This is a genomic window from Streptomyces sp. YPW6 (assembly GCF_018866325.1).
Classification (GTDB): domain Bacteria; phylum Actinomycetota; class Actinomycetes; order Streptomycetales; family Streptomycetaceae; genus Streptomyces.
The window spans coordinates 7671712-7695589 of the sequence record NZ_CP076457.1; the positions used below are offsets into that span (position 1 = coordinate 7671712).

Sequence of the window (23878 nt, forward strand, 5' to 3'; positions counted from 1 at the left end):
TTTTCTCCGGTGTGACTGTCTCTCAGATTCCGGTTTCCGGTTCCGTCTCCTCTGTCCCCGTTTCCGCCGCTCGCCGGCGTCCTGTTCGCCGGTCAGCTGCGAACCACGCACGACCGGTGGAGGAGCTTGTTCAGCTCCGCCCCGTTCCGTTTCCGGGAAGGGCTCACCCATCGGGAGCGAATACGCCTGAGCTACGACCGGCTCCGGATCGTCAACGAAGCCGTCGAGGCTCCGCAGGCGCTCGCGGTCGATCCGGTCGAGCTGACCGCGATCCATGAGTGGGCCGGTGCCGTCGACCCGGGCATGGCCACGATCATCTCGATCCACTACAACCTGTTTCACGGGAGCCTGGCGGACCATGATGCGGCCGGGCGGGACCTGGGCGAGTACGTCCGGGGGGATCGCATCGGGACGTTCCTGTGCACCGAGGTGGCCCACGGCAACGACGCCGCGCAGATGGAGACCACCGCGACGTACGACCCGGCGGCGCGGGACTTCGTGCTGCAGACCCCGCACCCCGGTGCGGCGAAGTTCATGCCCAACACCGGCCCGGCCGGCGGGGCGAAGGGGCCGTCGTCGCGGCCCGCCTGATCGTCGAGGGCACCGACCAGGGCGTCTTCCTGTTCCTGGTGCCGCTCAGCGGCGGCGACGGCAGCCCGCTGCCGGGCATCGGGGTGCGGCCGCTGCCCCAGACGACCAGCAGCCCCGTCGACCACTGCGCCACCACCTTCGACAACGTTCGCCTGCCGTACGACGCTCTCCTCCAGGGCGACCACGGACGCCTCACCCCGGCCGGGAAGTTCGCCAGCGCGCTCGGCAGCTCCCGCCGCCGGTTCCTGGAGTCCATCGGCCGGGTCACCATGGGCAAGCTCTGCATGACCGCCCACGGGCTCGGCGTCATGCGGCACGCGCTTCACGTCGCCATGCGCTACGCCCACACCCGTCACACCTCCGGCATGACGAAGGGCCAGCGGGTGCCCCTGATCGCCCACCGCGGGCACCACACGCCGCTGCTCGACGCCGTGGCGACGACCTACGCCGCCACGCTGCTCCAGCGCTCGGTGGTACGGCAGTGGGACCGGGCCGGCGGAGAGGAGCGCGAGGCGTACGAGCGGCTGACGGCGATCACCAAGGCGTGGATCACGTGGCAGTCGAGGGCGGTCATGTCCGAGTGCCGCGAGCGGTGCGGAGCACAGGGCCTGATCCAGGCGAACGGGATCGCGCTCCAGCTCGCCTCCATCGAGGGCACGATCACGGCCGAGGGCGACAACACGGTGATCATGCAGAAGGCCGGGGGCGAGATGCTGCTCGGCGGCGTCGACCTCAAGCCCGAGAGCGAGATCGCGGCCGAGAGCCGGGAGCTGACCGACCCCCAGTTCCTCCAGGATCTCCTGGCCGACATCGAGCGCATCTCCCACACCCGCGCGAAGGCCCGGCTCCGGAAGCCTGCCGCCTCACCGCTGGCCCGCTGGAACTCCACGGTGACGCCCGCCGTGGCCCTGGCCGATGCCCACGTGCACCGGCTCGCCGCCGAGGCCCTGCTGACCGCTGCCGCCCAAGCGCCCTCTGGAGTCCCGGCGGACCTCCTGCGCGCCCTGCACGCTCTGTTCGCACTGCGCAGGATCGCCGCGAACAGCGGGGACCTGTTGGCACGCGGGAGGGTGACGGCTGTTCAGGTCGAGAGCCTGCCCGACGCCGTTGAGGAAGTCCTGGGCTTCATGGAGCCGCACGCGCTCACCCTGACCGGGGCGTTCGGCATATCCGAGGAGATCCTGGAGACGCACCCGATGCTCAGCGCCTGACCAGCGCTGTGAAGGGGGGAAACGGGCTCCGGCCGCCGAGCGGGGCGGCGGCCGCCGTGACGGGTCACAGGTACAAGGACCGGTGCATCGTGTACATCCACCAGTCGCCCGTGCTCAAGGCGAGGCAGAACTGGTCGCGGTAGTCCGCGTACTCGGCATGCAGAGCGGCGTCGAGGCAGACCTCCGACGCCGCCCCCATCAGTTCCGCCACCAGGGCGCGAGGCGCTGACAGCTGCAACGCCTTCAGCACCCGGCGGTAGTTGTCGACCAGCTCCCGGTCCAGATCGGGTTCCCTGATCTCGGCGAGCGCCTCGGCCAGCGGACTGCGCAGCTCCAGCTCCGCCAGTTCCAGCAGCCGGAGGCATTCGGTCAGGTTGCTCAGGCTCTCGACGCTCACCTCGACCGCGTACATGCTGATCAGTTGCTCACCCTCGGGCCCGTAGAGGCTGTAGCCCTTCGACCTCCGGCGGCTGTACTCGGCGATCTCGAACGACTTGTGCGTGTGCCAGGTCAGATGGCCTGGAATCGCCCGCTGGATGTCGCCCCAGGAGTCGTAGGCCCGGCGGATCTTCTCGGCCTGAACCTCGGGCAGTTTGGCAAGGTGGAGGTAGTACAGGGAGTGGAACAGGGGCTCTTCCATCTCCAGGAACCGCGTCATGAACATCGGGTCGTCCGGCACCAATATGTACACAACGGCTCCTAGTCGCCAGGCTCGAAGATGAAGGTCATGACGGTCGCGCCGGTGGCCCGGACGGGGACCGGGTGCGCGGTCCCGTCGCCGAGTGCCGGGTGGTGCAGAGGCAGGGACGCGCCGCCGAGCCCGCTGCCGTTCTCCTCGATCGCCCGCAGCCGGGCGTCGTCGGCCATCTCCGACAGCAGCTGGGCCGCTGCGCCGTCCAGCTGCGCCCGGTAGCACGCCAGCTTGACCTCGGTCAGCAGTCGCGGGGCCCAGGCCCGCTCCCAGTCCAGCAACAGCCCCCTGCTGACTGTCACTTCCCTGCCGTAGATGATTCTCATTTCAGTGTGATCTGGGGTGGCGCATCTTAGCTACTGGAGCAGGGGCGATATGAGGTTGCTTAAGGAATGTCATGAGAACTGCTGATGCAGGTGCATGAGAATTGCCTGTTCGCTCCGCTGAGAGTTGCAATAAGACGATGCTCTTGACCTGCGGTTTTGTGCTGAGTTTACTTCTCCGTACTCGGTGTCGCGTGCGCCCGGGCGAGCTTGCCGATCGGCGAACGGGTTGCCACCACACGGGACCCGCTCAGTAAGCGGCAGGTCAAGGCCATCGAGAGCCGGTTCGTTCCTGCTGGAGCCAGCCCTCAGCGGCTGTCACTACTCTCATGGGAGCGAGAAACACTCCCGTTCGCGTGGGCTCTACCAATGAGCGAAGAACGTTTGTCGCAACATGATCGAGTTACTCCTGCTTGCGCGGACTCTAAGGCTCGGTGGAGTTCCACAGGAGGTGCCACTCGAGTCGGCCCCGCTCGCGCGGGCTCAACTGGTCCTGGCCGTCGGACAGACGCAGGACCCCCGAGTCAGCCCCGCTCGCGCGGGCTCTACCCAATGTCCCTTTTGCCGGGCCGGGTTGGCTGGGAGTCATCCCCGCTTGCGCGGGCTGCACTTGTGGACCGACTCGCCCATGGTGCTGACGAACGAGTCACCCCCGCTCGCGCGGGCTCTACGATCTCCACGAACCCTCAACCCACGAGGACGCCGAGTCAGCCCCGCTCGCGCGGGCTTTCGGACATTCCGGGCCGACGGTGGTGGTGTGGAATCACCCCCGCTTGCGCGGGCTGCACTCCCGCATCACCCGGATCCCCATCTGCGACGGCGAATCACCCCCGCTTGCGCGGGCTGTACCTGCCCAAGTTGAGCGGCGGCGGTACGGGGTACGAATCACCCCCGCTTGCGCGGGCTGTACTGGTGCACCCGCTGACCAACCTCGGCTGGCTGCGAATCACCCCCGCTTGCGCGGGCTGTACCCTTCCTGACCTGGATGTTCTGAGCTGCTTTACTGTTTCTTTGCTTGTGCTGCCTCAAGGTTGGCCAACAGGTACTCCTGGTGGCGTACGCGATGAGCTTGAGCATATCGACGGCAGGCTGATCTCGCATCGCTCATGTCATGAACCTGTACTCGTGGATGCTGCAGCCGCCGGAGAGGCGGGCTCGGCTTCCGGGATGACCGGAGGGATCAGATTTTCGCTGGCCTTGACCAGGCGAGGCTGACGAAATGTTGCTGGCCCCGCCCGAGGAGGACCGCCCTTATGTAACCGTCGTTGCGGCCGAATATCCCACGGAGTTGGAGGCTCTGTCCGCCGCCCAGACATCGCAACTCCTCTTACCGGGGAAGGGCGAAGACGCCCGCGTGACGCTGCTGTCGACTCCGCGGGCTGGCCTGCTTCCGGCCGGCGTCGGTCGAGGGGGTGCGCCGAGGCCCGCGTGGACGAGCCAGCCAACCGACCGGCGGTCCTCATCCTGATCATGCAGGTCTCGGCCGGATGCAACACTGACGAGACCCGTGCTCCGAGCCCCTGCACGCCCGATTTCGACGCGTGGACACTCCCGCTCGCGCGGGATGCACGCAGCGAACCTCCGACGTGTCGTCACCACAGGCTGGTTGCTCCAGCCCGCGGGGGCTCTGCAGTGGAGCCCACACTGTGTTTCGCCGCAACGACCCATTACCCCTGACCGCGCGGGCTCTTCCGCGGCCCGCTGCGCATAGGCGGTCTCACTGCCAGGGCGCCCCGCCCCACCGGAGAACCTGATCCCACACGCCTGCGAACAAGGGCGGACTCTCTGCCTTTGTGGCGGTCATGCCCTCAGGAGTCAGAGGGGCGGCCGCTGTGCGGGACGGGGGAGTCGAAGACATCGACGACGAATTCCGAAGTTCCGCTGCCCTCGAAGTCGACGTCGTAGTGGCTGTGCAGCAGCGTATGGACCCTCACCCACCGGCCCTGATCTGTTGCGTCCGCTGCCACCTGGAGCGCGCCGCGAACAGGGCCGGCGCTGTTGTCCCTCTGCTTGCTCGTCCAGGTCCGTGCGAGCTTGGCCCCCTCGGGGAGGGCCCAGGTGCGCGGAGTGGCGCTGGCCGGTACGGAGACCTCGTCATCGAGGAGTTGGATGACCCATTTGATGCCGTCGCCGTCGCGCTGTCGCTCGTTCGACATGCGAATGCCGAGCCCGATCGTGTAGGCGCCCTCGAGGTACTCCTCGAGTTCCTCGTCGACCCCTCCGAAGAACACAGCTTCGCGCACAACCTCGACCGGCCCGCAGTCGGTGAAAGCCCCCATCACCGGGGCGCACTTGTCCTTCAGGTACTGCTGCACGGCCATCCGTACCGCCCTAGGGACCCGGTCCAGTACCTCTCCCAGGGCACGGTCGTCACGGTCGTAGAGATAGGAGTTGAGGACTCGGACCAGTTGCGTGGTCAGGTGGAGGTCTCCGGCTCCCAGGGTGGTCACTGCCTCCAGCTCGTCCCCAGGATTCTTCACCAGGGCGAACACTCTGCTTCGCCCTGGGCTGGTGTGCGCGATGAACGAATGAATCATTTCCTGTCTCACATCACATGTCAGAACGGTCTCTGGCGCGAACAAGCGCCAGGCCATAGAAGAACGGGGGAAACCCTGCCAACCGACGTGTCGCACGAGCTGCCAGCTCGTCCGCATGGATCGGAGGTGAGTCGCTGTCGGATCCGGTACTTCAGCCCAGGATCCGCATGGCTGTCCGCAGCTTACGCACCGCGAACTGCCGGGGGCAACGACACGCTTGCTGTCCCCGGGCGCTGAGGCCTCAGCGAGTCCGTGACGGCAACATCCTGTGCATCAGGCCCCACCCAGGCCTCCCGTGCCACCGCGACGATTCGAGGCCGGGCGCTGATACCTGCGCGACAGTGCCCGGCGGAAGTCTCCGTCTGCCGTATGCGCCCCGGGCAGCGCGTTGCCCGGGGCGCCGCGCATCATCGCGCCCATGAGTGATGCTTCCCGTCAGCCCAACCCCGGCACAGGCCTGCTCGGCCCGCGTTACGCCCGCCGCAACCAACTCGGCGCCACAGCAGACATCGAGGGAGGGGGACGGTGGGTGGCCGTCGACGAGTCAGGATGGGACGGCGACCAACTCCACGGCGAACAGCGCAGCCGCTACCTGTCGGTCGGATCAGTAGCCATCAGCGACGCCGACGCGGAGCCCATCGTGGATGAGATCCGCTCCGCTACCCGCCTGCAAGCACCTGAGCTGAAGTTCTCAGGTGTCTTCGCCGGCCCGAAGAACGGCCAGCGGCGCTCTGCCCTGTCCGCGCTCCTCGCACCGGGCGGTGCTCTGCACGAAAGGGCATCGGTCTATCTGCTCGACAAGCACTACTTCGTCGTGGCCAAGCTGATCGACCTGTTCGTCGAAGAACAGGCGCACAAGCACGGCAGCAACTTCCGCAACGCCGGCGATGCCCGCAAGATGGCCCGCAGCCTGTTCGAGGAAGGCCCCCGCGCCCTGGGCCCGGCGCTCTTCGGCCGGCTGCTGACGTCCACCGTCGCCTTCACATCCCAGAGGAACCGGGACCAGCAGGTCACTGTCGACGACTTCTACGAGGTCGTGGAGGAGGCCTGGGCCCGTTCATGCCGGCGCAACGTCACCGAGGCCCTGGCACTGCTGCGTACCACCCGGGAGGAAGCCGGCGAATTCCTCCAGGCCGCACACGGGCCCGACGCCGCCATCCCGCAAGCACTGGAGCCCCTGATCCCGGCCGTAGCCGCGGTCACCGCCAACTGGTCCCGGAAACTGGGCAGGGTCAACATGCTGGTAGACGACCAGAGAACCCTGTCCGATACGAACCTCGACGACATCGAGGCGGAAGCACGTGACCGCGGCTACCCCGAGTTCCGCCACCTGTCCCGTGGGGTGCATCTGGGCCAGCTCCTGCGAGGGCAGTCCACGCAGCACCCCTCGCTACAGCTCGCCGACCTGATCGCGGGGGCCGGCTTTGCCGTGGCACAGCGCCATCACGGACTCGCCAACCCCGCTGGAGAGGACCTGCACCCCGTCGTGGTGCCCCTCATCGACGTGGCGGGCATGCTCCCTCACGACGAGCCCGCACGGGTAGCCCAACCAACCCCGCCCGTAACCTGACCGCCAGCCCCGCGAGGACTCACGGCACGCGCTGGACAGCGCGCCCGGCCTCCGGGCTCACCGGGGGCCGGCCCCCGGCTCGTCCCTACCGAGAACTACCGCCCGCAGGGGAGCGCCGTGACGATCTGACTCATCAACGAGCGGCGTTCGCATTCCAGCGCGACCGGCACCGGCGCGACGTGTCAACCCGTTCACATCCGCTCTGGAGCAGACGAACTCTGCGAGTGCACCCCACGCACATGCGAAAGCAGTCGGGTTCCGCCAGGCCAACTCTGTCCGGCCAGGTGCTACGACCACCTGGCCCAGAAAACACGACCGGCTACTCTCGCCCGCGCAGGCTCTACCACGTCCGGCCTTTCAGCGCTCTGCGCCATCTGGGGTCACTCCCGCTGGCGCGGACTGCACCGGGCGATGGCCCATATCGCCTCGTCGCGGTTCGGAGCACTCCTGCTCGCGCGTGCTGCAAATCGGCCTCGAGGTCGCCGGACAGCCGATCGGTCCGCTCCCCGCTCGCGCAGCCCGATGTCCGGCCCGGGCTGCGGTCCACTCCCGCACGCGCGGGCAGCACGGGTTCCGTGCATGAGAGCGGCGTCCTGGGGCACTCCCGCCTGGGCGGGCTGCACCACCGCACCTCGTCAGTCCGTTCGTCCTGGACGAGTCACTCCGCTCGCGCGCCTCGCGTACGAGGACCAGGCGATCGTCAAGGTGTGCGTGAAGGCCCTGGAACGGGCGGGTTACGGGGCGGAGCCGGAGCGCGTGTCCGGCTTCGGGTCCGCCCTCCGCTTCCGCCGGAAAGACCGTCGGGGCAGCATCCTGCACAGGCACGCCCCTACTTGCCTGCCCACATCACCTCCGACCTCCGTGAAGTCGGTCTGATGTTCGGCCACCACGCGACATTCCGCCCGTGCGATGCCCTCACGCTCGCGCAAGCGAGGGCTGCATCCCGACGGCCGCCGGATCGCCTGCAACACCGCCGAGTCAGCCCCGCTTGCGCAGGCTCTGCACCGCGCCGGCCGGCACGATAGACGACGGACGCCAGTCAGTCCCGCTCGCGCGGGCTCAACGATCACCGCACCGCGGTGACGATCGGCACAGCGAGTCAGCCGCTCGCGCGGGCTCAACTCCATTCGCCTGGCCGGGCCAGGACCGCGGTCCGAGTCAGTCCCGCTCGCGCGGGCTCAACTTCCGGGTAGTTCGCGGCGGGATCCCCTCCGCCGAGTCAGTCCCGCTCGCGCGGGCTCAACCCTTTCTGACCTGGGGATTCTGAAGCGCTTTGCCAATCTTTGCTCGCGTTGGCTACTCAAACGATGCCATACGGATTGGACGCCCGGCTGGGTGTTCACTACCGGGCCGCATCACGCCCGCCTCGCGGGTAACACATCGAGATTCCCCGCGCCCGGGCTCCAGCACAGGGCGCTCTAGAAGGCCGAGCCCATCCATCTCGTGCGGGCGCTACGCCAAACCAAGTTCTAGGCATAGGCCGAGATGACCTACGGTCTCTCCCACTCACGTAGACGCTCCACCTTCCACAGTCGAACCCTGGACGCGCTGGCCGAGTTGCTCCGCTCGCGCAGGCTCTACTGGGTCAGATCGGAACACCAACATGGCGGTGATCGGATGAGCCCCACTCGCGGGCGATGGCAGTAGACCCGTTCCCATGGCCCGAATCCGCGCGGGTCACCCGCTCGCGCGGGCTCAACGAAGGCCAAGAGCACGAGGTCAAGGCCGGTCGTGTCAGCCCGCTCGCGCGGGCTGCACGGTCCCGCCGGACTCCGTCTCGGCCAGGCCTGCGAGTCAGCCGCTCGCGCGGGCTCTACGGCCAGGAAGTCGGCCGTGTCCTTGTGCTGGGCGAGCAGTCCCGCTCGCGCGGGCTCTACCCCTTTTAAGCTGGGCGTTCTGAGGAGTTTTGCCAGTCATTTGCTCGTGCTGGCTAATCGAATGATGCCACACGGGTTGAACGCCAGGCTGAGTTCTCCGCTTTCTCCGCGGTCTTGATCTGAGGAGGCTGGTGGGGTGGCAGCGTTGGGGGGATGGGAGTTCTTGAGGATGTCCGGTATGAGGGTGTTGATCTTCGTCCGTGGGGGAAGTTCGATGGCGCGACGCGGATGGTGTATTCGCTGCTGTTCCACTTGATCGATGTGGGTGCGGTGGCTGGGGTTTTGTGGGACCGGTTCCTGACTCCGAGCCAGCGCGAGGTCATCAGCGCAGGACTTGGCATGTCGCAGGAGCGGGTGCGTTCGCTGGTGTCGTTTCTGGCTGCCATGCATGACATCGGGAAGCTGATCCCGTACTTCCAGTCTCTCGAATCTGTGGCGCAGATGCGGTTGGGGGAGGATCTGCTGGCGGATGCGGGCTGTGTGGTGGAGGTGCCGCACGCGCGTGCGTCGATGCATGCCGGGCTGCGTCTGCTGGTCGAGCTTGATTCGAGCTCGGGGTAACGACAGCCCCGCCGTACGCGCTGCTCAGTGTCTGGGCGGCCACCACGGCCGGTTCCTGCAGCTCGATGTGGACGGAACAGCCTCCGCTCACCGGGTGCAGGCCACCTTGGGCGGGCCCGTGTGGCAGGATCTGCGCCGCCGCTACACGCGCCTGCTCTGGCACCTGTTCGGAGTCAACGAACCCCCGGAGCGGGTGTCGGTCGAGGCTGCGGTGCTGATCACGGGCTGACGATGGTCGCCGACCGGGTCGCGAGCCAGCGCCGGTACTGGGTCCCCAACGCACACACTCCGTCCTTCGGTGCTGCCGAACATCACAGCCAGCCCGCCGGCAGGCCGAGGAGGAAGTCGAGCGGCTCGGCCTTGCCCGCTTTTCCTTGGATAGCGTCTCGTTCACCACCGCTCACCCCGGACTCGTGGAACCGAATGCTCTGCAGGCTTCCGTGATGGAGGAGTTGCCGCATCTGGTCGCCGGGCGGGGGAGCGGCATCGCGGTGGTCACCGACGCCATGGGCGCGGGCAAGAGCGTGACCGCCCTGGAGATGGCACGGATCTTCAACGAGCACTGCGGCACCCAGGGGGTGATGTGGCTGCTGCCATCCACGGCTGCCGCCGACCAGGCCTACGAGGTCCTGGACCAATACGTGCGCGCACACCGGCCCGAGTACGCCCCGGTGACACTGGTGCACCACCACAGCGACCTCAACGAGGCCTACACCCAGCAGCGTCTCTTCCCGGAAGACGCATCCGTCCTGGACGGCCGCCCGACGGCCCGTTCGCCGACGATCAGGACGGACTGTTCGCCGACGACGAGACCGAGTACGGACCGGCGGCCGCATGCCCGGACCGGTGGCTGCGCGGACGGGACCATGCGCTCCTGGCCCAGTACAGCGTGACCACCATCGACCAGGCCCAGATGGCCGTTCTCCCGGTCCGGCACAGTGCTCTGCGCATGCTGGCCCTGTCGGGCAGGACGGTCGTGGTCGACGAAGCTCATGCCCTGGATGCGTTCAGCCAGCTGCAGTTGCTGCGTCTGCTGCACTGGCTGGGAGCCCTGAACAGTCCGGTCGTTCTGCTGTCGGCGACGATGCCCGCATCCACGACGACCGAGTTGGTGCGGGCCTACCTGTCCGGAGCGGGCCGCACCGGACACCATGGCGTTCCGTTCGCGCCCGGTTATCCCGGCTGGCTGTTCGCGGACGCGGCCACAGGCACCGCTCACCTCATGCCGGAAGCGGCCCAAGACCGGCAGCGGGCCGCCCAGCGTCGGACCGCCCGGATCCGTACCCGGCCGGTCACCTACCGCCGCCTGGGCCAGACCGGCCGCAGCGTGGACGCCGGGGAGCGCCTGGCCGTGATCGCCGACACCCTTCAACCGGTCGTTCACCACGGCGGGTGCGCGGCGGTGGTGTGCGCGACCGTCGCCGATGCGCAGGACACCTACGCGTACCTGTGCAGCATCTGGGCCGGCCCGGCCCACGACCTGGTCCTGGTCCATGGCCGGGTGGGCGAGCGGCGACGGCAGAACACCCTGGCAGACCTCCGCCGCGAACTAGGGCCCGCAGGCCCGCGTCCGCTGCGGCGCGTCGTGGTCACCACCAGCCTGCTCGACATGAGCCTGGACATCGACGTCGACGTGATGGTCAGCGATCTCGCTTCCGCGGCACGGCTGCTGCAGCGCCTGGGCCGCCTGGGACGGTTCACGCGCCGATGGGCCGGCCAAAGCCGCCGCCCGGTCTGGTGGGACGGTGACGACAGCCCGACCCTGACGGTGCTGCACCCGGTCAACTCCCGCGGGGCGACCTCACTGCCACCCGGCTGGGGCACGATCGAACCTCCTGTCACCCTCCACGAAACCGCCCGGCTCCTGCCGCAGTTGGAGAAGAAGCCCTCGTGGTGCCGACGACGTGCAGGCCCTGGTCGAACAGGTCCACGGCGTCACATCCGGCTTCGCCGCAGAGACGGCCCGCCTTCAGCGGATGGCCGCCGCACACCGGGGGCGGACCAGCCGCCTGCAGCAGCTCAGCGCACTGCACCTGGTGCCACCGCCGAAACGGGTCTCCTCCCTGGCCGACCTCCACCGCCAATACCTCACCACCGCCCAGGCGGCTACACGCCCCGGCGTCCTGCCCCGCCGCGTGCTGCCCTGCTACCGGACCGCCGACGGCCTCCTGACCCTCGACGCCGCCGGTCTGGTTCCGCTGCCGGACCAGGAGCATCTCAGCCCCCGCCAACTGCGCAGCATCCTGGAACACACGGTGCCCGTCCCGGCCGCCTGGGCAGCCCGCGCCGGTGCCCGCCATCAGCCGCCCGCCAGCTGGAAGCAGCACCCCATGCTCACCGACACTGCTGCTGCCCACCCCGCTGGTCACCCGGGAGTGAATGTGACCGGGGTGAGCAATTCGGCCATCACTGGCTGCGCATGGACGACGAACTCGGCCTTCCACCACAAGCAGCAATGATCACCGTGCGTGAAGGCCACTAGCGAAACTATTACGCCACTACTTGATCGTCGTACTTTCTCACCGGCAGTGAGGTGGCGTCGCGACGTGATTCGCTTTGGCCACGCACCGCCGAACACCCGGCCGCACATCGCACACCGTTCCGCCTCACAAGGGCCCGGTGATGCCCCCTGCCGTCGACGCCTCGCGCGCAACTGCTCGGGGACACCCTGCTGCCGCCTCCACCACACGGAGGACCCCGAGATCCCCGTGTGACTGGCTGCCGACCTTTCCTGCGGGCCCGCTTCCACGCACCTGCCTCATTACCGAAAAGACCTTCCAGTGCCACCATTACCCTCCTCCGCCGCTACGTTCAGCGCAGCCGACGACCCCTGGATCGACACCCGCACCGGCCCTCACTACAGCCAACGAGGCCTGCGGGACCTGTTCCTGAACGCCCACACCATCGACGACCTCGCCCTGCCCCACCCCCCGGCAGCCTCAGCTCTGCTGCGGATCACGGTCGCGATCACGGCCCGGATCACCGGCCTGGATGATCCCGAACTCACCGCCTCCCAGTGGAACGCCCTGCGCCGTACCTGCCTGAAGCAGGGCCGTTTCACCCCGGACGCCGTCCACGCCTACTTCGACCAACACGCCTGGGACGTCTTCGACTTGGTCCGGCCCTGGCTGCAGGAGCCCGCGCTGCGTACCCAGTGCGACCACAGCAGCGGCATCAACGCCTTCGTGCCCGGGCGCCCCGCCGGGAACAACCTGGCCTGGTTCAGCCCGCACGGCCACCACACCGCCGAGCCCGTGCCCACCGCCGAGGCACTGCAGATCCTGCTCATCCACCACTACTACGGCCGCTCGGGCCAGTGCACCCCCCGCACCGTGGACGGGGTCACCACCGGAAGCCAGAACAGCGGGCCCCTGCGCTCCACCGTTTCCTTCCACCCTCTGGGCCGCACCCTGCACGAAACGCTTCTGGCCGGTGTGCCGGCCTTCACCGGCGACGAACAACTGCCCAGCGCCGACGCCTGCCCCTGGGAAGAGACAGCTCCCAGCCCCCATAACCCGTCAGCTCTGGTGTCCTGGCCTGGCCGGCTACTGACCGGACAGAGCCAGCACGCGATCCTCCTCGTGCCCGGCCCCGGCGGGAACACCGTCACCGACGCCTACCTCACCTGGGCCACCAAGGAGCCCAAGGAGCCCGAGGCCGAGGAGGCCGACGAGCCCAAAGAGCCCGAGATCAGCACCGATCCCTACCTCTCCTACCGGTTCATCACCGAACGCAAGAGCGTCACCCGACGCCGCACCAAGAACCGCGCTGATGCCTCCCGCGCGTGGTGGCGGGAACTGGACACACTGGTCCTGGCCCCAGACGAACACGGCACATACGTCCGACCGGCCGTCTTCGACACCCTCAACGATCTTCCAGAGGACCTGCGGCGCAGTCTGCGGATCCGCATCCACGGATTCGACCAGGACGGCAAGGTCATCGACCGCCAGTGGTACACCGCGATCACCCCGCCGCTGCTGAACTGGACCCAGGAACACGACCCGGCCAAAGCCCAGCGCATCGCCGAGTGCTGCCGGGAAGCCGAACAGACCGCCCAACGGCTCGCGACCGTCGCAAAGAAGGCATGGAAGACCGCCACCCACAGCGGCGCCTCCAAGACCACGTGGGCGAACAAGGCCCTAGAGATCGTCTTCAAAGGTCAGATCCAGAGCATGATGGAGGCGATGGTGACGGCCGCCTGGTAGGACTCGCGGGTTTTGTCATAGCGGGTGGCCAGTCCGCGCCACTGCTTGAGGCGGTTGAAGCAGCGCTCGACGACGTTGCGGCGGCGGTAGATGCACCGGTCGAAACTGGCGGCCGTCCGCCGCGTGTGCTGCGGTTCAGCCGGCCCAGGATCTGGTCGGCGCGTTCGGGGATCGTGTGGGGATGCCGCGTCGTCGCAGGTAGGCGCGGATCTTTCGAGAGCTGTAGCCCTTGTCGGCGACCACGTGGTCGGGCCGGGCGTGGACGCCCGACCCGACTCTGGGCACGCTGATCGAGTCCATCACCTTCTCGAGGCGGGTGCAGTCGTTGGCGTTGCCGCCCGACAGGACGAAGCCGAGAGGACGGCCGCGCCCGTCGCAGGCCAGGTGGACCTTCGTGCTCAGTCCACCACGGGATCGGCCGAGGGCGTGATCACCCGCTTCGTCCCTGTCGACCGCCCCCTTTTGCCGCCGGCGGCATGCTGGTGGGCCCGAACGATGGTGGAGTCGACCGACACCAGCCAGTCGATGTCCCCGGCCGCGTCCTTCTCCGCCTGACGGCCCGCAGCATGCGCGAGAACGTCCCGTCCAGCGCCCACCTGCGAAAACGTGTGTACAAGGTCTGCCAGGAGCCATAACGTTCCGGCACATCACGCCAGGCTGATCCGGTCCGCAGCTTCCACACGATGCCGTTCAGTACCAGCCGGTCGTCCGAACGAGGCCGCCCGCAGTCCCCGAACTCGGCAGCAACCGCGACAGCACAGCCCACTCGGCATCCGAAAGCTCATGACGACGCACCATGACAAGCATGATCCCTCATCACCTGATCACCTTTGAAGACGATCTCTAGCCCGGTACTGGCCGAAGGCCGAGACAGCGTTCTGGCGGCTGCTGGACGAGCCCGAGACAGACGCACCCGCCGCTTTCGCGGCCGCGGCCGCGGCCGCTCTGCGGGAAGTCACCGAAGCCGCCCGGATCCGCCACAACTCCGCAGCCCACGCCGTCGCCCATGCCGTCAAGGGCCTCTACCGCCGGCGGCGGCCCTCAGCACCCCGGAAGACCGCCTGATGCCCACCACCGCCGAACACCGCGCCTCCTGCGACGAGTTCGTCGCCCACATCCACGACCTGTGCGCCGAACCCGGTACCCGCGTCCGCCTCAGCCGGGGGAGAGGCCGACCTGTAGAGGAATGTGCTCCCATGGACCGCTATCTGGCCCGACGTACCGCGCACCGCGCCGGGCGCCGCGCCTACTACACCGTCGCCAGCCTCATCGCGACAGCAGGCCCCCAGACCCACACCCCAGGGGTGCGCCCCGAACCGGAAGACCCTGCCGCCCTCCTGACCACAGGAGAAGACGCCACCGGCACCCTGGGCGCCCCTCTCGTTGTCCCCGCGGAGCCGGCCCCTGCTCCGCCGGAGCCCGACCCCGCCGCATGGTTCGCCCGGCCGAACCTCGGCGCCACTCGCCGCCGCCGGTCCGCACCGCCGGGCACAGCGCCGGCCGCACCGAAGACAACCCTGAGTGTCCTCACCTGGCCTGAGCGACGACCAGCTGCACGCCGCCTGCCCACCGTCACACGACTCCTGAAGGATAACGCACCGTCACACGACTCCTGAAGGACAACGTCACCCCCGACTGGGGTCCTCCTCTACGACCTGGTGCAGCGCTACCAACGTGACCAGGTCGGACTGCGCTGGCGCGACGCCTTCTACCTCGCCACCCCGAACCCCGGCGCTCCTGATCCTCCTGCCGCGAGCAGCCCGCTGCTGCCTGCCGGTACTAACCGGCCAGACACCCCTGGCGCAGGCCACCAGGCGGTTCACGTTCCCGACGTCCGTCCGACCCGGGTCCACCAGCACAGCACGGACAGGCCTCGCCCCTTCCTTCAGCCCACGACTCCGTACTCCGCGGAGCGTCCTGCGGCATGCCCGCCACCTCACCGAAAGAGCTCTCCTTGCACGAGCCGGCCCGCTTTCTCGACCTGCACATCCTGCACCCCGTGACCGCGGCGAACCTCAACCGTGACGTCGACAACGACCCCAAAACCCTCTCCTACGGGAACGCGACGAGGGCCCTCGTTTCCCCCCAGGCGTGGAAGCGCCCCATCCGTCTCAACGTCGAACAGGAACTGGGGGAGCACGCCGTCCGCACCCGCATGGTGCCGCCCCTCGTCGCCCGGAAACTGCAAGAAGCCCAGTGGCCCGAGGACCTTGCCGCGTTCGCCTCCGCGCAGATCGTCCACTCCGCCAAGGGCGGGGGCCTCAAGCACAACGCCAAGGACGGCAACCGCACCCAGGCCATGCTCTACCTCCCCGCCGGCGTCATCGACGACCTCGTCGCCCTGTGCGAAAAGCACCGCACGGAACTGGAGGAAGCCCTCGCCGCCCACACCCCCAAAAAGGAAATCAGCCCGGTCCTGCCCACCAAGGACCTCGCCGCGCACCTGACCAGCCGCACCGCGAGCATCAACCTCTTCGGACGGATGCTCGCCGAACTGCCCGCCGGCCACGTCGAAGCGGCCGTCCAGATGGCCCCCGCCTTCTCCGTCCACCGCAGCGACCCGCAGCCGGACTTCTTCACCGCCGTCGAGGACCTGCCCATGGGAGGCGACAGGGGCAGCGCCCATCTGGAGACCGCGTTCCTCACCACCAGCGTCTTCTACCGGTTCGCGACCATCAACATCACCGACCTGCACCACAACCTCGGAGCCGCCACCCCCGCCGACACCGTCACCAGTCTCGTCGAGCTGTTCGTCCGCCACTTCATCCTCAGCATGCCCGGCGGCAAGAAGACCTCAACCGCCCCCCACACCCTCCCCGACCTCGTCCACTACACCGTCCGCGACCGCCGCTCCGTCTCCTACGGCGCCGCCTTCGAACAGCCCGTCAAAGCCGCTCCCCAGGGCGGCTACACCATCCCCGCCCGCCAGGCGCTCACCGACTACGCCACCACCGTCAGCCGCCTGCTCGGCACCCGCCACCTCATCGCCCACGGCCACACCAGCACCACCAACAAACCCATCAAGACCCTCGGCACCCACCACACCTCCTTCGACGACCTCGCCGCCGCCTGCGCCACCGCAGCAACCACCACCCCCGCGGGCCGACCGTGAGCGGGCTCATCCTGCGCCTGGCCGGCCTGCTCCAGTCCTCCGGCGAACGCGGCGTCTTCCACTACCGCGACACCTGCGCCTTCCCCACCCGTTCCCAGCTCATCGGCATGTTCGCCGCCGCCCAGGGCCGCCGTCGTGAACACGCCCTCGACCCCTACCCCCACCTGCAGGCACCCGGTGACACCACCGCCCCCAGCCACCGCGACCTCACCATCACCATCCGCATCGACCAGCCGGGCATCCTCTACCGCGACTTCCACACCGTCGGCGGCGGCTACCCCCGCGAAGAAGGCATTCTCACCGGCAAAGGAGAGCGCCGCAGCCAGGCCAAGGCCACTCTGGTGTCCCAGCGCGACTACCTCACCGGCGCCGTCTTCACCATCGCCGTCCAGGGGCCCGCCGCGCTCACCGCCTACATCGCCGACACCCTCCAGCGCCCCCGCTTCGGGCTGTTCCTCGGCCGCCGCGCCTGCCTCCCCGACGAACCTCTCGTCCTCAACCCCCACAGCTCCGACTCCGTCACCGAACTCCTCACCCGCACCCCCCTCACCCGCACCCCGGCACTTCCACCCACCGCCGCACACCTCCCCACGACCTTCGTCTGGGAACACCCGCCCCCGGGTGCGGACCCCACTCCGCCCGACCGGGAAAGCACCAGCGAACCCGTCAACCTCACCAGCCACGCACGGCGCCACCTGCCCCGCCGCTTGTGGATGACCACCGAACACCTCCCCGCACACCTCCACGCCGGACCCCGGCCGCTCGACACCCTCACCGCGTACATGCACGGAGAACCCGCATGACCAGCCTCACCCGCATCGCCCTCAACCCGCACAACCGGGCAGTCAGAGCCGACCTCGCCGACGTCGACAGCCTCCACAAGACCCTCATGCGCCTGGCCCCCGACCACCACAACAGCCCCACCCCCCGTGCCGCCGCGGGCCTGCTGTTCCGCACCGAGTCCGGGCCCGACCCCACCCTCCTCGTCCAGACGGCCCACGTACCCGACCTCACCGCCCTGCCCGCCGACTACGGCACCGCCCGGACCGTCGACCTGGCCCCTCTGCTGAACTCCCTCACCCCCGGGCGCACCGTCCGCTACCGCATCACCGCCGCCCCCACCGTCGCCCGCTCCGCCGGCAACCCCAACCGCCACCCCGTCACCGGGAAACGCCGCGGCAAGATCACTCACCTCACTGGAGACGACGCCATCACCTGGTGGCAGACCCGCGCGCAAGCCGTCGGACTTCAGCCCGCCAGTGTCTCCGGCCTTCCCAGGCCCTTCCCCCGCACCCGGGTCACCCGCACCTCCCCCCACTTCATCCTCACCCAGTTCGACGGCATCGCCCGCATCACCGACACCACCCTCCTCACCCACGCCCTGACAACCGGCATCGGTAGAGCCAAAAGCTACGGAGCCGGCCTCCTCTCCCTCGCCCTCACCTGAACCCGAACAGAAACCCCTCCCATGTCACCTGCCCCTGACCTGAGCGCCCTGCGCGCCGCCGCCGTGCACCGCCTCTACACCCTCGAGCAGTCAGAACAGCTCACCCGCACCCGGATCACCGGCGTCGCCGACGCCTTCGGCGTCGACCCCCGCACCGTCGACCGCTGGCTCGCACGCGCCCGCGCCAACAACGGCACCTACCAACCCCCCAGCCGCACCAGCTTCACCCTCACCCCGCACATGCTCGACGCGATCGCCCGCTGGCGCGGCAACGCCACCGCCGCGTGGAAGGAACTACGCGCCGACGGCCACCCCGTCCCCTCCCTGCCCACCTTCCACCGCGCCACCAACAGAGCCCTCACTCCCGGCATGCGCGCCGGCCTCCGAGGCGGCGAGAAAGCACGGCGACGCTTCGACGTAGCCGGCGAACGCGACCGCCACCACCGCAACTACGCCTGGGAAACCGACCACGTCGAAGCCAGCGTCAAAGTCCGCGTCGAAGGCCACATCCGCAAACCCTGGATCACCTTCTTCATCGACTGCGCCACCTCAGCCATCTGCGGCCTCGCCATCACACCGCAACGCCCCAGCCGCGAAGCCGTCCTCGTCGCCATCCGCGACGCCGTCCTCATCGACGAACACCACGGCCCCTTCGGAGGCATCCCCACCTACCTGCGCGTCGACGGCGGCAAAATTCCTCTGCGCCACCGTCAAGGAAGCCCTCGGCGCCCTGGGCACCGACATCATCGAACTGCCTCCCTTCACCCCGAAGGCAAACCCAACGTCGAAGCCGTCAACGGCGCCATCAAGATCACCCTGTTCGCCGGCATGCCCGGCTACACCACGCCCCACACCTCCGCGGCGGCAAACCCGTCGACCCCGACCAGCCCTGCTTCCCTTCGAAGAGTTCGTCCGCCTGGTCCTCGCATGGGTCCAGCACTGGAACCACGAGAACACCCCGCGAGCCTCAACGGCCGCACCCCGCGAGGCCTGGGACGCCGACCCCGCCCTCATCGACACCGTCACCACCGAAGCCCTCCACACCTACACCCTGGAACGCCACGGCCGACCCTGACCATCAACAACGGCGGCGTCCGCTGGCGCAAACGCAACTACATCGCCGACTGGATGCACGGCCGCGTCGGCGAAAGGTCCACCTTCGCTACCTCCCGCACCACGACCACCGCGTCGAGCTCTACGACCCCAGACAGGCCGCCACCTCGGCCACGCCGTCATGGCCCAGCAAGCCACCCCCGAACAGGGCCTCAGCCTCAAACGCGCCCGAGCCCGCCAAGCCGACCGCCTGCGCACCAAGCTCCAGAAAGCCGAGAAGAACCGCAACATTCGCTACGCAGCCGCAACCCGGCCCGCCCCACCCGTACCCCTAGACGCGATGCCCGGAAGAAGCCCTCGAACACCTACGGAACCTCGACGGATTCGACCCCGCCGCAGAAGCACTCCCCGACCTCATCCAGCTCCCCGAACCCGACACCGGCCTGACCCTGCCCATCAACCCCAACCCCGCCACCGACCGACCCCAAGGACCAGCCGTGAGCACCCCGCCACCCCACCCCGCCCCACCCAGCTCCCACCGCCCAGCCAGGACCACTTCGCCGGACTCACCGGAGCCAACGCCATGGCCACCCGAGGCATGGCCGAGACCGAAGCCCGCATCCTCAAAGCCATCAAGCACAACGCCATCGTCTGCATCCACGGACACGTCGGCCTCGGCAAAACCTTCGCCGTCCACACGATCCTGCGCCGCCGCGCACCCGAAACCACCATCCGGCTGCGCTACAACAGCGGCGCCAACATGAACGAAATCCGCACCCACCTCTGGAGCCGCCTCGGCCTGCCAGAGAACCACCGCAGGCCGCCGGCCTGCGACCAGCAGATCCGCGACGCACTCGAAGCAGAACCCGCATCCTGCTCATCGACGAAGCACAAGGACTCGGAACGAAACCCTGGAGTACTTCCGCACCCTCTGGGGCGACGACGCCCGCCGCGCCGCCATCGTCCTCGTCGGCAGCGGCAACACCCGCCAGAAGATCCTCAACAACCCGCCCTGCACTCCCGGATCCTCGACTGGTACCAGTTCAGCCCGCTCACACCGACCGAGGTCCAGGCCACCATCCCCGCCTACCAGAAGATCTGGGCCACAGCACCACCCGAACTGATCCTGTACGCCGACGACATGGTTGGCCACGGATCATTCCGGAACTGGGCAAGGATCACCCTCCTCCACGATGCCCTGGAGGACAACCCGAAACTCACCCTCGACAAAGACCTCGTCCGCTGGGTACTGAGCCGCATCGACCCCACCACCCGCCATACTCCACAACGCAACTGACAGCACCGCAGGTCTTCAACAAGGCGCCTTGGGGCGGATCCCGAACGCTTCTGAGAGGCGATCAGAGAGCCCTGCGGCAGGGACCTCACCAAACCTGAGGGCTCCAATAGCCGTCGGCCCGTCGGTCCAGGTGCTCGGCCAGGTCCCTGAGGACCGCCCCTGAGCTGCTGCCAGCCGAAAGTGATGGTCTCGGCTATCTCCGTGATCTTCGAGCAGATCGCATCTCTCGCTCGGCCTCGGGCGTTGCGCTGCTGGGCCCTCGTGGGGCCCATCCTGAAGATCAAGTGCTGTGTTACCAGGGTGACATGAGTGATGGGGATCAGGGTCGGCCAGAAACGCTACTGTACCTGCGGCCGTCCGCCACCAGCTCAACGCCCCTTTCTACGTAACCGGTTTGTGCAGATTCTCTCTCTGTGTCCGATTCGGTAGAATGCGTGCATGCTGCGGGTCGGCCCGCCAACTGCACCACCTCGTCGAGCTGTTGACCCATGTCGCATGCATGCACTTTTGTGAGGACATGCATCGTCATCCACCGCAATGAGATACTGATGAGTGGCAGCGGGCTGCGCCGCGCCGCCGGGGACGGAGGGTGCGTTGAGCCGCTGGTACGGGCCTCATGAGCAGTGGCCGGCTCATCAGAAGCCATCGTGGAAGCAGACTCTTCGTGAGGCCCGAGCTGCGGGCTGGCACCTCATGATGATCGAGGCACCTGGGGCATCTCCTGTGATCCGGGCTTGGGGATGACGGCTGTACGGAACTGGTCTTCAGCTCCGGCAGGGCGACGGAGACAGTGGCGATCCAGACTCGCGGCAAGATCAAGCGGTGCGACCACGGCGAACTCGAGTCGCAGCAGCAGATCGTCTTTCGCGCATCGGGCCTCCTCGATCAGGCGGACAGCCTTCTGGGTGCCGCTGATCTCTGCCTGCGGGCGGCCGGCAAGACCGCAGAGGTGAGGCACCTCCTCAACAGAGTCGACGCTGTGGCAGATGAGGCGGACAAGCTGCTTGAGCGTGCTCTCGTCGGCGAGGGCGACAGTGCCCGGCTCATCGAAGGGCATTCGATTCTCTGCCGCAGGGCTATGAACTGGGGTTTCCGCCGTCGCATGAGGATGTTCGGGACCTCATCACGGGTGCTGACGCGCGGGCCGACGAGGCTCGGCAGCTTGGCGATGAGCTGCCTGCGGGAGACCTCGGTGCAGCCCTGAGCGAGAGAATTGCGCAGGTCAGAGCGCGGGCGAGCACCCTTTCAGGGGATCTTGCCCGAGTCTGGAATGCCGAGGATTCTTCCGGCGCTTAATGTGTTGGAGAAGTCCAACATGAGGGTATCGTGGCAGCAGGAAGGAGGGTACTTCCATGGAAACGGTCATTCCTCTTGTTGTGCGCAACATCAGTCTCAATGATGACGAGACAGCCAATCAGCTGGCACTACATCTGTCGGACCTGGGGTGGGGCGAACGCTGGGCAGGTGGTGGCATCCGTGTACACCACAGATGCCGACCCCGTCGCAGCGGCGGCAGCAGCAGCGGTAGCCATCAAGCGCGCTCTGCCACAAGCACGCATCGAACGCGTCGATGAACAGTTCGTTTCGCTTGCCGACATCGCCGCCCGCACCGGCTTGAGTCACGAAGCCATCCGGCTCTGGACCACAGGCAAGCGGCGGGCTTCGGGCCAGCCCTTCCCGGACGCGCGCGCACACGTTGGCCAGGGCGCGCCACAAGCAAGATCTGGACCTGGCCGCAGGTGCGCGACTGGCTCAAGGCTCAGTACTGCCTGGATCTCGACCTGATGTCGCCTACCTATCTCCGCAACAGGTGATGAGCTTGAACGCACTCCTGGCCCAGCCGCCACAAGAGCGCTGGCAACCCGTCGCCCAGGCCGGCGTCACGCGTACTCGCTCAAGTCGACGCCGCTCTTGAAGAGGGCTCGGCGGCTCGCTCCATCAGCAAGCGTTTCGCTGTTCAAGGCCCGCCATCATGAGCTTTACAGGCACGACCACGGAAGACGACGCCCAGGGCCCGGACCTGCAGCAGCAAGTAGCCGACTTGAACAGCCGGCTACATCTGACCGATGTGCGAGTGCAGCGTCTGGAAGCCGAAGCCCATCAGGACCCACCCTTTGACGTCCACCGCATCCAGATCCACATGTCGGCCAGCGAGGTACTCCTGGAGCCCCCGCGCTTTGCTGCACGCTTCAGCCAGACAGTCGAGCTGCAGGACAGCGAGGAAACAACGCTGGCGCACGTAGAGGTGGCCGTGGTCGTCGACTACACCCTGGATGACGGCCCGCTTCCTTCCGGGGAGGCGGTGACGGCATACGAGAGAACAACAGCTACTGCTGCTGCTCACCCTATCTTCGCGAAACGCTGCAGAGCGCCACCCTGAGACTCGGGCTCGAACCCGTAGTCTAGGTGTCCTCAGGCGAGGACAGCCCCGGCCTACAGAGATCAACATGGTCCGTCGAGTACCCGTTTCCATGAGCGAAGAAATGGACTGAGCACGGCCGCCGTCATCATCTCCCAGACCACCGCGAGAATGCGGGCGAGGTGCATCGTCTTCGCGCCACCTCGGACCAGTTCCTGTGCCCAGACCCAGCTGGCGATCGAGCCGTCAGGGTCGTGGCCCTTCCGGCCGACCGTCTGGGCGAGGATCGCAGACGCCGGGCCTCAAGCCTTCCTGCAGGCCGCCCGGGCGGCCATCGATCCGGGGGCGTGGCGGTGAGGATGACTGACAGAGTCGGACAAGGACAGTCTCCCCGGCGCGGTCTGCGATGCCCGGGAGCCTAAGGTTCGCCTGCTCGTGCCTCGGACCGCCAGGGCCCACCGAGCGAGCTGCAGCAGGACGACGGGTCCACCTCCGTCGCCGTCTGAGTTTCGATGCTCGTGGACCAGCCAAGGTGCTCTTTGCGCCGCTTTTCGTGATCGGTCCTTCTCCCGGCAGGCTGCGCGGCATGATCGCAAGAGTTGCTCTGGGTGTGTCACCGAACGGTGGCTGAGTGGGGGGAAGGCGAGCGTGAGCGTGAATGGGTTCCGGTTCAACCCGCCGCCGAACTGGCTGTTGCCCGAAGGATGGGTTCCCTCGGACGGCTGGCAGCCTGATCCTCGTGGCCACCGCCCCCGGGCTGGCAGTTGTGGCTGGCTGACTCCCCGACGCCGCTCCGGTGACCGGTGCCATCCCTCACCAGTCCGCACCTCAGCCCGAGGCTCCTGCCGGCCGGAAGCGGGGCTGGTTCGGCCGCAGGCGACAGACTGAGGCAAGCGAGCTCGAAGAGCTGAGGGCATGGATCGCGCAGGCCCACGGCGCGGACGCCGCACAGGTTGCCGTGCTGGTGCACCGGACACGTCATGAGGCGGCCGCGCTGCTGACCCAGGCCGGGCACAGGCCGAAGGCATCGTCGAAACGCCAAAC

At 67.9% G+C, this 23878-nt stretch carries 16 protein-coding genes and 4 pseudogenes; 16 read left to right on the forward strand and 4 right to left on the reverse strand.

Annotated features, from left to right (window positions below; genetic code table 11):
* The first annotated feature begins 11 nt into the window (after nucleotides 1-11).
* Nucleotides 12-1802 (forward strand): annotated as a pseudogene (locus tag KME66_RS33600) (acyl-CoA dehydrogenase).
* 64 nt (nucleotides 1803-1866) lie between these two features.
* On the opposite strand, the gene KME66_RS33605 reads toward KME66_RS33600, so the two are convergent.
* From KME66_RS33605 to KME66_RS33615, 3 genes are all read right to left on the reverse strand, one after another.
* Complete coding sequence (locus KME66_RS33605; protein WP_216328959.1) at nucleotides 1867-2493, reverse strand: hypothetical protein; 627 nt, start codon at nucleotides 2491-2493, stop codon at nucleotides 1867-1869.
* 8 nt (nucleotides 2494-2501) lie between these two features.
* On the reverse strand, nucleotides 2502-2795 hold the full coding sequence (locus KME66_RS33610; RefSeq protein ID WP_253208183.1) for a hypothetical protein: 294 nt from the start codon (nucleotides 2793-2795) through the stop codon (nucleotides 2502-2504).
* Between the two features lie 1829 nt (nucleotides 2796-4624).
* Entirely contained in the window at nucleotides 4625-5296 is a 672-nt protein-coding gene (locus tag KME66_RS33615; RefSeq protein WP_216328961.1) for a hypothetical protein, read from the reverse strand.
* A 475-nt stretch (nucleotides 5297-5771) separates the two neighbouring features.
* Between KME66_RS33615 and KME66_RS33620 the strand changes: the two genes are divergently transcribed.
* From KME66_RS33620 to casA, 7 genes and pseudogenes are all read left to right on the forward strand, one after another.
* Nucleotides 5772-6923, forward strand: coding sequence for a hypothetical protein (locus KME66_RS33620; protein WP_216328963.1), 1152 nt, complete (start codon nucleotides 5772-5774; stop codon nucleotides 6921-6923).
* Between the two features lie 2030 nt (nucleotides 6924-8953).
* Nucleotides 8954-9361: a CRISPR-associated endonuclease Cas3'' gene (locus KME66_RS34345; protein ID WP_253208549.1), complete on the forward strand. Its 408-nt coding sequence runs from the start codon at nucleotides 8954-8956 to the stop codon at nucleotides 9359-9361.
* A 94-nt stretch (nucleotides 9362-9455) separates the two neighbouring features.
* The gene (locus tag KME66_RS34490; protein WP_301184512.1) at nucleotides 9456-9590 is read left to right on the forward strand and encodes a hypothetical protein; all 135 of its coding nucleotides are present in this window, start codon (nucleotides 9456-9458) and stop codon (nucleotides 9588-9590) included.
* A gap of 214 nt (nucleotides 9591-9804) precedes the next feature.
* Complete coding sequence (locus tag KME66_RS34350) at nucleotides 9805-10254, forward strand: hypothetical protein (RefSeq protein ID WP_253208550.1); 450 nt, start codon at nucleotides 9805-9807, stop codon at nucleotides 10252-10254.
* Between the two features lie 20 nt (nucleotides 10255-10274).
* Nucleotides 10275-11060, forward strand: a pseudogene (locus KME66_RS34355) (helicase-related protein); the annotation flags it as partial.
* Between the two features lie 205 nt (nucleotides 11061-11265).
* Nucleotides 11266-11820: a hypothetical protein gene (locus KME66_RS34360; protein WP_253208551.1), complete on the forward strand. Its 555-nt coding sequence runs from the start codon at nucleotides 11266-11268 to the stop codon at nucleotides 11818-11820.
* 321 nt (nucleotides 11821-12141) lie between these two features.
* Complete coding sequence (gene casA / locus KME66_RS33630; protein WP_216328966.1) at nucleotides 12142-13566, forward strand: type I-E CRISPR-associated protein Cse1/CasA; 1425 nt, start codon at nucleotides 12142-12144, stop codon at nucleotides 13564-13566.
* Here the strand turns inward: casA and KME66_RS33635 are convergent.
* Nucleotides 13521-14364: pseudogene (locus KME66_RS33635) on the reverse strand (IS5 family transposase). The gene casA and the pseudogene KME66_RS33635 overlap by 46 nt on opposite strands.
* Before the next feature lie 1126 nt (nucleotides 14365-15490).
* Here KME66_RS33635 and cas7e point away from each other — a divergent pair.
* From cas7e to KME66_RS33675, 8 genes and pseudogenes are all read left to right on the forward strand, one after another.
* Nucleotides 15491-16678, forward strand: a complete 1188-nt coding sequence (gene cas7e, locus KME66_RS33640; protein WP_253208552.1) for a type I-E CRISPR-associated protein Cas7/Cse4/CasC — start codon at nucleotides 15491-15493, stop codon at nucleotides 16676-16678.
* On the forward strand, nucleotides 16675-17481 hold the full coding sequence (gene cas5e, locus KME66_RS33645; protein ID WP_216328968.1) for a type I-E CRISPR-associated protein Cas5/CasD: 807 nt from the start codon (nucleotides 16675-16677) through the stop codon (nucleotides 17479-17481). Before cas7e ends, cas5e begins: the two co-directional genes overlap by 4 nt.
* The gene (cas6e, locus tag KME66_RS33650; RefSeq protein WP_216317748.1) at nucleotides 17478-18125 is read left to right on the forward strand and encodes a type I-E CRISPR-associated protein Cas6/Cse3/CasE; all 648 of its coding nucleotides are present in this window, start codon (nucleotides 17478-17480) and stop codon (nucleotides 18123-18125) included. Before cas5e ends, cas6e begins: the two co-directional genes overlap by 4 nt.
* A gap of 21 nt (nucleotides 18126-18146) precedes the next feature.
* Nucleotides 18147-19625, forward strand: coding sequence for an ISNCY family transposase (locus KME66_RS33655; protein WP_216328970.1), 1479 nt, complete (start codon nucleotides 18147-18149; stop codon nucleotides 19623-19625).
* 151 nt (nucleotides 19626-19776) lie between these two features.
* Nucleotides 19777-20475, forward strand: a complete 699-nt coding sequence (locus KME66_RS33660; protein WP_216328972.1) for an ATP-binding protein — start codon at nucleotides 19777-19779, stop codon at nucleotides 20473-20475.
* 790 nt (nucleotides 20476-21265) lie between these two features.
* Nucleotides 21266-21679 carry a hypothetical protein gene (locus KME66_RS33665; RefSeq protein WP_216328974.1) on the forward strand — a complete coding sequence of 138 codons (414 nt, stop codon included), beginning with the start codon at nucleotides 21266-21268 and terminating at the stop codon, nucleotides 21677-21679.
* Between the two features lie 768 nt (nucleotides 21680-22447).
* Nucleotides 22448-22855, forward strand: a complete 408-nt coding sequence (locus KME66_RS33670; RefSeq protein ID WP_216328976.1) for a hypothetical protein — start codon at nucleotides 22448-22450, stop codon at nucleotides 22853-22855.
* Nucleotides 22856-23630: 775 nt separating this feature from the next.
* Nucleotides 23631-23878: pseudogene (locus KME66_RS33675) on the forward strand (DUF4041 domain-containing protein); the annotation flags it as partial.

Coding starts and splice junctions, on each gene's coding strand:
- KME66_RS33620 (WP_216328963.1), top strand. CDS start 5,772: ATGAGTGATGCTTCCCGTCAGCCCAACCCCGGCACAGGCCTGCTCGGC.
- KME66_RS34345 (WP_253208549.1), top strand. CDS start 8,954: ATGGGAGTTCTTGAGGATGTCCGGTATGAGGGTGTTGATCTTCGTCCG.
- KME66_RS34350 (WP_253208550.1), top strand. CDS start 9,805: ATGGAGGAGTTGCCGCATCTGGTCGCCGGGCGGGGGAGCGGCATCGCG.
- cas7e (WP_253208552.1), top strand. CDS start 15,491: ATGCCCGCCACCTCACCGAAAGAGCTCTCCTTGCACGAGCCGGCCCGC.
- cas6e (WP_216317748.1), top strand. CDS start 17,478: ATGACCAGCCTCACCCGCATCGCCCTCAACCCGCACAACCGGGCAGTC.
- KME66_RS33655 (WP_216328970.1), top strand. CDS start 18,147: ATGTCACCTGCCCCTGACCTGAGCGCCCTGCGCGCCGCCGCCGTGCAC.
- KME66_RS33660 (WP_216328972.1), top strand. CDS start 19,777: ATGGCCGAGACCGAAGCCCGCATCCTCAAAGCCATCAAGCACAACGCC.
- KME66_RS33670 (WP_216328976.1), top strand. CDS start 22,448: ATGAGCTTTACAGGCACGACCACGGAAGACGACGCCCAGGGCCCGGAC.